7 protein-coding genes and 2 pseudogenes are annotated in these 8,231 nt (G+C 57.1%); 8 read left to right on the top strand and 1 reads right to left on the bottom strand.

What is annotated here, in order from left to right; all coding sequences use genetic code 11:
• A pseudogene (locus A936_RS23485) lies at positions 1 to 134 on the top strand (integrase core domain-containing protein); the annotation flags it as partial.
• Positions 135 to 163: 29 nt separating this feature from the next.
• Positions 164 to 1,195: pseudogene (locus A936_RS12020) on the top strand (tyrosine-type recombinase/integrase); the annotation flags it as partial.
• Positions 1,196 to 1,230: 35 nt separating this feature from the next.
• Here the strand turns inward: A936_RS12020 and fliE are convergent.
• The gene (gene fliE / locus A936_RS12015; RefSeq protein ID WP_008458146.1) at positions 1,231 to 1,548 is read right to left on the bottom strand and encodes a flagellar hook-basal body complex protein FliE; all 318 of its coding nucleotides are present in this window, start codon (positions 1,546 to 1,548) and stop codon (positions 1,231 to 1,233) included.
• 229 nt (positions 1,549 to 1,777) lie between these two features.
• Here fliE and fliF point away from each other — a divergent pair, with 229 nt between their 5' ends.
• Genes fliF through A936_RS11985 form a run of 6 tightly spaced genes read left to right on the top strand, consistent with a single transcriptional unit; the run spans position 1,778 to position 8,198 of the window.
• Positions 1,778 to 3,469 (top strand): flagellar basal-body MS-ring/collar protein FliF, encoded by a 1,692-nt coding sequence (fliF, locus tag A936_RS12010; RefSeq protein WP_008458145.1) that lies wholly within the window; start codon positions 1,778 to 1,780, stop codon positions 3,467 to 3,469.
• Positions 3,466 to 4,458, top strand: a complete 993-nt coding sequence (gene fliG, locus A936_RS12005; RefSeq protein ID WP_008458144.1) for a flagellar motor switch protein FliG — start codon at positions 3,466 to 3,468, stop codon at positions 4,456 to 4,458. The genes fliF and fliG overlap by 4 nt, the downstream gene beginning before the upstream one ends.
• Positions 4,451 to 5,146, top strand: coding sequence for a flagellar assembly protein FliH (gene fliH / locus A936_RS12000; protein WP_008458143.1), 696 nt, complete (start codon positions 4,451 to 4,453; stop codon positions 5,144 to 5,146). Before fliG ends, fliH begins: the two co-directional genes overlap by 8 nt.
• Positions 5,146 to 6,504, top strand: a complete 1,359-nt coding sequence (gene fliI / locus A936_RS11995; RefSeq protein ID WP_008458141.1) for a flagellar protein export ATPase FliI — start codon at positions 5,146 to 5,148, stop codon at positions 6,502 to 6,504. The genes fliH and fliI overlap by 1 nt, the downstream gene beginning before the upstream one ends.
• 12 nt (positions 6,505 to 6,516) lie before the next feature.
• Complete coding sequence (fliJ, locus tag A936_RS11990; RefSeq protein ID WP_008458139.1) at positions 6,517 to 6,960, top strand: flagellar export protein FliJ; 444 nt, start codon at positions 6,517 to 6,519, stop codon at positions 6,958 to 6,960.
• On the top strand, positions 6,957 to 8,198 hold the full coding sequence (locus A936_RS11985; protein WP_008458137.1) for a flagellar hook-length control protein FliK: 1,242 nt from the start codon (positions 6,957 to 6,959) through the stop codon (positions 8,196 to 8,198). Before fliJ ends, A936_RS11985 begins: the two co-directional genes overlap by 4 nt.
• Positions 8,199 to 8,231: the final 33 nt, after the last annotated feature.

Genomic DNA, 8,231 nt, shown 5'->3' with positions numbered 1-8,231 from the left:
CGATTAATGACTGGCGGCAGGATTATAACGAGTGCCGTCCCCATTCATARCTGGATTACCAGACACCAGCTGAATTCGCAACGGACTGGCGAAACAGGAAATATGAAGAAAAACCAACCGACATTACTAACTGAAGGTTGTATCTAATCCTGGGGGCAGGTCAGAACTCTGTGAAAAATGGCTATCTCTTAAGGAAATAGACATCTGCAACAACACAATTGGTCGCTATAAGTCAGCAGCCAGAAACACTCTTCCACTGATCGGGGAATCTACCCTCCTTTCATCCATTAATCAGGAGAGAATGATGTCCCTGAGGAAGTCCCTGCTTACTGGTATGCAGAACCCAAAGCGAGGTCATAAGTCCATAGTTCGGGGCCGCTCAGTTGCTACGGTAAATTTCTACATGGGAGTTATCTACGGGATGTTGGGCTTCGCTAAAGCCAATGGCTACATCAGCGAAAATCCCATGGATGGGATGTCTCCGCTTCGCCGTTCTAAGGTAGAGCCAGACCCGCTTACTCGTGAGGAATTTGTTCGACTTATTGATGCGTGCTCAAATCGGCAGGTTAAAAACTTCTGGTCACTGGCGGTGTATACCGGCTTGAGGCATGGTGAGATGTGTGGCATTGCATGGGAAGATATCGACCTGAAGGCCGGCACGTTGACAGTCAGAAGGAATCATACTCTGACCAAGGAATTCACCCCGCCAAAAACAGACGCTGGAACAGACAGGGTTATCATATTGATTGATGCTGCTCTGGAAGTTTTGCGCGATCAAGCCGAGCTGACGAGATTAGGAAAGCAGCATGAGATTGATGTGGTCTTAAGAGAGTACAAAAAGAAGGAAGTCCACAAATGCACGTTTGTGTTTAACCCATTTTTACACGCTAAGAATGGACGATCTGGTTATCACTATGCAGTCGGTTCAGTAAACCAAAGCTGGGAAGCTGCAATGCGCAGGGCTGGTCTGAGATACCGTAAGGCATATCAATCCAGGCACACATACGCATGCTGGTCACTTACTTCCGGGGCAAACCCGAACTTCATCGCATCTCAAATGGGGCACGCCAATGCCCAGATGGTTTATCAAGTTTACGGGAAGTGGATGACTGATAATGACCGTGAGCAGCCTGCCATTCTGAACCAGAAACTATCGTCATTTGCCCCATCCATGCCCCACGCAAAAGTGGTTTGATTAAATTATTCATTAAAATCAAATAGCTTAATCAACTAAACCTGCATGTTCATCACTTCCTGGTAAGCTGCAACCAGCTTGTTGCGCACCTGAATACCCATCGCCAGTGAAACAGAAGATTTCTGCAAATCCACCATGACATCGTTCAGCGCCACGCCTGGCGTGCCGAGAGCAAATTTTTCCGCCTGGGCACGCGCGGTGTTGGAGGTTTCGCTTATCCGTCCCAAAGCGGCCTGCAGCTCGCCGGCAAAACTTACCGTTGGCGCGGAGGCAGCCGAAGCTGCGGGATTGGTCGCCGACAGCGCGGTCGCCTGAAGTTGTTGCAGTACGCCTTCGATACCCTGAATAGCCATTTTTACGCCCCATGTGTATTAAGCCGAGGAAGATTACCACCTTGTCAATAGGATAAAGGCGTTAAATAGACGTAAAAAATAGAGCTAATTCAGCCATCGAAAATTCCTGAAACGAAAATAATGACACTGCCATCCATATGGAACTTTTGTCGTGTTTGTCGACCCGGGAGTCAGTCTTGTTCACTCATTACTCTAAAAATTCTGTCAACGCTAAGCCGCGAGGTGTGGAATGACCACTGCTGCTCAGGCGCAAACGCCGCAAAACAAGACTCTTGAGTGGTTGAATCGCCTTCGTGCTAATCCCAGAATCCCGCTGATAGTGGGCGGTGCCGCCGCCGTTGCCGTGCTGGTGGCCCTGGTGCTTTGGGCAAAATCTCCCGATTACCGCGTGCTGTACAGCAACCTCGCCGATCAGGACGGGGGCGCGATTGTTACCCAGCTTCAACAAATGAATATTCCCTACCGCTTCTCAGACAACGGTAGCGCCATCATGGTCCCGGCAGACAACGTCTACGATCTGCGTCTGCGCCTGGCTCAGCAGGGCCTGCCTAAGGGCGGTGCCGTCGGCTTCGAGCTTCTGGATCAGGAAAAGTTTGGTATCAGTCAGTTTAGCGAGCAGGTGAACTACCAGCGGGCGCTGGAAGGCGAACTGGCCCGCACCATTGAAACGCTTGGCCCGGTGAAGAATGCCCGCGTGCATCTCGCCATGCCAAAACCATCCCTGTTTGTTCGTGAACAAAAGTCTCCTTCTGCTTCCGTTACCCTTAGCCTCGAACCTGGCCGCGCGCTGGATGAAGGGCAAATTAATGCCGTAGTGCATATGGTTTCCAGCGCCGTGGCTGGTTTACCTCCGGGCAACGTCACGCTGGTCGATCAGGGTGGCCATTTGTTGACGCAGTCCAACAACGCAGGCCGTGACCTTAACGACGCCCAGCTCAAGTACGCGACTGATGTAGAGAGCCGCTACCAGCGCCGCATTGAATCTATCCTTGGCCCGATTGTCGGCAACGGCAACGTGCATGCTCAGGTCACCGCGCAGATCGATTTTGCCAACAAAGAACAAACCGAAGAGCAGTATCACCCTAATAGCGATCCGGCCCAGACCGCGGTCCGCTCTCGCCAGTTGAACCAGACCTCTCAGGTTAACGGTCAGTTCCCGGGCGGCGTGCCGGGCGCGCTTTCCAACCAGCCGGCGCCAGCGAACACGGCACCGATTTCGACGCCGCCGCAGAACAACCAGGCTAACCAGCAGGCCAACAACGGCCAGCAGAACCAGACCAGCACCACCGGTCAGAACGGCAGCAGCAACACTTCGCGTGACGAAACCACCAACTATGAAGTGGACCGCACCATCCGTCACACCAAGCTGAACGTAGGGGATATTCAGCGTCTTTCCGTGGCCGTGGTAGTGAACTACCGCCAGCTTGCCGACGGGAAACCTTTACCGCTCACCGCCGACCAGATGAAGCAGATCGAGAACCTGACCCGTGAAGCGATGGGCTATTCCGAATCCCGCGGCGACACCCTGAACGTGGTCAACTCTCAGTTCACCGCCACCGAAGACGACAGCGGCAGCAGCCTGCCATTCTGGAAGTCTCCGGCCTTCTTCGACATGCTGCTCTCAGCGGGTCGCTGGCTGATTGTGCTGATTGTAGGCTGGGTACTGTGGCGTAAAGCGATTCGTCCACAGCTCACCCGTCGCGCGGAAATTCTGAAAGCCGCCAGCGAAGCGAAAGAGAGCCTTAAAGCCGAAGAACAAGCCGTCGCCGTGTCGCTTAGCCGTGATGAACAGCAACAGCAGCGTAAGGCTAACCAGCGCCTGAGCGCCGAAGTCATGAGTCAGCGTATTCGTGATATGTCCGACAACGATCCTCGCGTAGTTGCGCTGGTGATCCGCCAATGGATGAGTACTGAAATATGAGTATTACCGGAACAGAAAAGAGCGCCATCCTGCTGATGACCATTGGCGAAGACCGCGCCGCTGAGGTGTTCAAGCACCTCAGCCCGCGTGAAGTACAGCATTTAAGTGCGGCGATGGCTAACACCCATCAAATTTCAAACAAACTGCTGACCGAAGTGTTGGCCGAGTTTGAACAAGAAGCCGAACAGTTCGCCGCACTGAGCATCAATGCCAACGACTATCTGCGTACCGTATTGATCAAAGCGCTGGGCGAAGAGCGTGCCTCCAGCCTGCTGGAAGATATTCTCGAAACCCGCGATACCACCAGCGGCATCGAAACGCTCAACTTTATGGAGCCGCAGAGCGCCGCCGATCTTATTCGCGACGAACACCCGCAGATCATCGCCACCATCCTGGTTCACCTCAAGCGTGGCCAGGCGGCGGACATTCTGGCGCTGTTCGACGAACGCCTGCGCAACGACGTGATGCTGCGTATCGCCACCTTTGGCGGCGTTCAGCCGGCCGCGCTGGCAGAACTGACCGAAGTGCTGAACAACCTGCTCGACGGCCAGAACCTCAAGCGCAGCAAAATGGGCGGCGTGAGAACGGCAGCGGAAATTATCAACCTGATGAAAACCCAGCAGGAAGAAGCCGTTATTACCGCCGTGCGCGACTTCGACGGCGAACTGGCGCAGAAAATCATCGACGAGATGTTCCTGTTCGAAAACCTTGTGGCCGTGGACGACCGCAGCATTCAGCGTCTTCTGCAGGAAGTGGAGTCCGAATCTCTGCTTATCGCCCTCAAAGGTGCAGAACAGGCGCTGCGCGAGAAGTTCCTGCGCAACATGTCCCAGCGTGCTGCCGACATCCTGCGCGACGACCTTGCCAACCGTGGCCCGGTACGTCTGTCGCAGGTGGAAAACGAACAGAAAGCTATCCTGCTTATCGTGCGTCGCCTGGCGGAAACCGGCGAGATGGTGATCGGCACCAGCGAGGATACCTATGTCTAATACGCTGCCATGGAAACTCTGGACGCCTGAAAACCTCGCCTTCCCTACGCCGGTGTTCGAAGAGATTGTGATGCCGGAAGCGACGGCCGAGCAGGAAGAGCCGGAAAGTGAGCCGGACCTCCAGCAAACGCTGGCGATGATGCAGGCCCAGGCCCGAGAACAGGGCCACAGCGCGGGCTTTGCCGCCGGGCACGATCAGGGCGTGGAAGAAGGCCGTAAAGCGGGCTTCCAGCAAGGCCTTGAGCAAGGCATCAATGAAGCCCGTCAGCAGCAGGCACCGGTGCACGCCCGGATGCAGCAGCTGGTGAGCGAATTCCAGTACACGCTGGATGCGCTGGACAGCGTGATTGCTTCCCGCCTGATGCAAATGGCGCTGGAAGCCGCGCGGCAGGTCATTGGCCAGACGCCGGCCGTAGATAACAACGCGCTGATCAAACAGATTCAGGGCCTGCTGATGCAGGAACCGCTGTTCAGCGGTAAGCCGCAGCTGCGCGTACACCCGGATGACTTACAGCGGGTGGAAGAGATGCTGGGTGCCACGCTAAGCCTGCACGGCTGGCGTTTGCGCGGCGACCCAAGCCTGCACCAGGGCGGCTGCAAAGTCTCCGCCGATGAAGGCGACCTTGACGCCAGCGTGGCCACTCGCTGGCAAGAGCTGTGCCGTCTGGCCGCGCCAGGAGTGCTCTGATGACCGCACGCCTGACCCGCTGGCTGAACACGCTCGACAATTTTGAAGCGCGGATGGTCGAACTGCCGTCCGTTCGCCGCTACGGCCGCCTGACCCGCGCCACCGGCCTGGTCCTGGAGGCTACTGGCCTGCAGCTGGCGCTGGGCGCGACCTGCATCATTGAACAGCACGATCGCGAAGTCGAATGTGAAGTCGTGGGCTTCAACGGTCACAAACTGTTTCTGATGCCGCTGGAAGAAGTGGAAGGCATTTTGCCTGGCGCCCGGGTTTATGCCCGTTCGGCGACGGCGGAAGGCCTGCACAGCGGTAAAAAACTGCCGCTCGGCCCCGCCCTGCTTGGCCGCGTGCTCGACGGCAGCGGCCGCCCGCTCGACGGGCTGCCTTCGCCGGATTCCGACCTGATGGGCGCGCTGGGTGCAGCCCCGTTTAACCCGCTCCAGCGTACCGCGATTGAACATGTTCTTGACGTTGGCGTTCGCCCGATTAATGCCCTGCTGACGGTAGGTCGCGGGCAGCGTATGGGCCTGTTTGCCGGTTCAGGCGTGGGGAAAAGCGTCCTGCTCGGCATGATGGCGCGTTATACCCAGGCTGACGTGATCGTCGTGGGCCTGATTGGCGAGCGTGGTCGCGAAGTAAAAGACTTTATCGAGAACATTCTCGGTGCCGAAGGCCGGGCGCGTTCCGTTGTGATTGCCGCCCCGGCGGACGTTTCTCCGCTGCTGCGTATGCAGGGTGCCGCCTATGCGACAAGAATCGCCGAAGACTTCCGCGATCGCGGCCAGCACGTCCTGCTGATCATGGATTCACTGACGCGTTACGCCATGGCCCAGCGTGAAATCGCCCTCGCCATTGGCGAACCTCCGGCGACCAAAGGCTATCCGCCTTCGGTCTTTGCCAAGCTCCCGGCGCTGGTTGAACGTGCGGGGAACGGCATACACGGCGGCGGCTCTATTACCGCGTTTTATACCGTACTCACCGAAGGCGACGATCAGCAGGACCCGATCGCCGACTCCGCGCGAGCCATTCTTGACGGCCACATTGTGCTGTCGCGCCGCCTGGCAGAAGCTGGCCACTACCCGGCCATCGACATCGAAGCTTCTATCAGCCGAGCCATGACATCGTTGATTACCGAGCAGCATTACGCCCGGGTACGTCGTTTCAAACAGTTGTTATCCAGCTTCCAGCGCAACCGTGATTTGGTGAGCGTGGGGGCTTACGCCAAAGGCAGCGATCCTATGCTCGATAAGGCCATTGAACTGTGGCCGCATCTTGAAGCCTTCCTGCAACAAGGCATTTTTGAACGCGCAAACTGGGAAGAAGCCAGCCTCGCACTGGAGACGCTTTTCCCCACGGTTTGATGAGAGGTGACCATGAACCAAAACAGCGCACTGGATACTTTGCGTGAACTCGCCGCCCAGGAAGTGGAAAAAGCGGCGATTCGTTTAGGGGAGATGCGCCGGGGTTGCCAGCAGGCGGAAGAGCAACTCAACATGCTGATTAACTATCAGTTTGAGTACAGCAACAGCCTGAATGACAACATGAGCCAGGGGATTGCCAGCACCCGCTGGCAGAACTACCAGCAGTTTATACGCACGCTGGAAAAAGCCATCGAACAGCACCGCCAGCAGCTGATGCAGTGGTCCAATAAAGTTGATCAGGCATTGGGCGCGTGGCAGGAAAAACAAAAGCGCCTGCAGGCATGGCAAACCCTGCAGGACAGAAAGGCAGCGGAGCTGTTGCTCGCAGAGAACAGACTCGATCAGAAGCAGATGGACGAATACGCCCAGCGGGCCACATTGAGGAAAGGTGAATGATCACATTGCCAAAAATTCTGTTAAACACCGGGGCCGATACCGCTGCCGCCGGGGATGCAAAAGTCGCGGACGGCAAAGGCTTCGGTGAAGACTTCCTGACTCTGCTGGGCAAAGCTTTGCCGGCAAACGTCGCTTTAGAGGACGGCAAATCGCTGCCTCTGGGCGCGGCGTTAAGCAAAGTTGCCGCGGCCAATGCCGCTAAAGGTGAGACCCAGGACGGCCAGGCAGCTCTCGCTGAACTGCTGAACTCACCGGAGCAACCTGAAGCGCTTTCCACCCTGCTCACTTCCCTCGGCAAAACAGAAACGGGTGATAAGCCAGAGGCGGAGCTGAAAGACGCCAAAACCGATAAGCCCCTGAGCGACGCGGAGCTGCAAACGCTCAGCGCGCTGTTTGCGATGCTGCCTCAGCCCGTGACCGCTGCACAGCCCGCGGCGCTAGCTAAAACAGCTACCGACACGGCATCGCTGTCCGCCCTGACCTCTGCGGCAGGGAATACCGCAGGCAAAAATACCGCGGACAGCCTGCTGCCTGCTGGCGGCAGCGGGAAGAAAACCGCTCCGGCGGGCGCAACGCTTGCAGACAGTAAATCTGTTGCAGCCAATACCCCGGCAGCTGCTCAGCCGCAGGGGGATGACAAAGCCCAACTGGTTGCCAGTAACACGCCTGACAGCCGAGATAACGCTGCTCCGCAGGCAAATAACACCGCCCCAGTTACGGCGCAGTTAACCCCGGCCATCAGCAGCGCCACCGTCGCTACCCCAACCACAACGCACATCGCTACCCCTACGGCACCGATGATCAGCGCCCAGTTAGGAAGCCATGAGTGGCAACAGCAGATTTCTCAGCACGTTACGCTGTTTACCCGCCAGGGCCAGCACAGCGCCGAGCTGAGATTGCACCCGGAAGATCTCGGTCAGGTGCAAATTAGTCTAAAACTAGAAGATAACCAGGCGCAGCTGCAGATGATGTCGCCGCACAGTCACGTGCGCGCCGCGCTTGAAGCCGCGCTGCCGTCACTGCGTACTGCGCTGGCGGAAAGCGGTATCCAGCTTGGCCAGAGCAACATCAGCAGCGAAAGCTTCGCTCAGCAGCAGTCCGGCCAGCAGCAACAGCAGCAAAGCACCCGCAGCGGGGAACGTTTTTCCCTTAATGGCAATGACGTCGAACCGCTCCCGGTGGCCGATAGCCTGCAGCGTCTGGCCAGCAGCAACGGCGCGGTGGATATCTTCGCCTGAGCCCCGTTAAAGGGTAAACGCCAGAGCTAGCGA

This window comes from Enterobacter sp. Ag1, assembly GCA_000277545.1.
GTDB lineage: Bacteria > Pseudomonadota > Gammaproteobacteria > Enterobacterales > Enterobacteriaceae > Cedecea.
The sequence above is the reverse complement of the archived record's forward strand: the minus strand, read 5'-3'. Positions and strand labels throughout refer to the sequence as shown.

Bases quoted from the DNA above. Each gene is read 5' to 3' on its own strand.
- fliG (WP_008458144.1), top strand. From the start codon at position 3,466: ATGAGTATTACCGGAACAGAAAAGAGCGCCATCCTGCTGATGACCATT.
- fliH (WP_008458143.1), top strand. From the start codon at position 4,451: ATGTCTAATACGCTGCCATGGAAACTCTGGACGCCTGAAAACCTCGCC.
- A936_RS11985 (WP_008458137.1), top strand. From the start codon at position 6,957: ATGATCACATTGCCAAAAATTCTGTTAAACACCGGGGCCGATACCGCT.
- fliE (WP_008458146.1), bottom strand. From the start codon at position 1,548: ATGGCTATTCAGGGTATCGAAGGCGTACTGCAACAACTTCAGGCGACC.
- fliJ (WP_008458139.1), top strand. From the start codon at position 6,517: ATGAACCAAAACAGCGCACTGGATACTTTGCGTGAACTCGCCGCCCAG.
- fliI (WP_008458141.1), top strand. From the start codon at position 5,146: ATGACCGCACGCCTGACCCGCTGGCTGAACACGCTCGACAATTTTGAA.
- fliF (WP_008458145.1), top strand. From the start codon at position 1,778: ATGACCACTGCTGCTCAGGCGCAAACGCCGCAAAACAAGACTCTTGAG.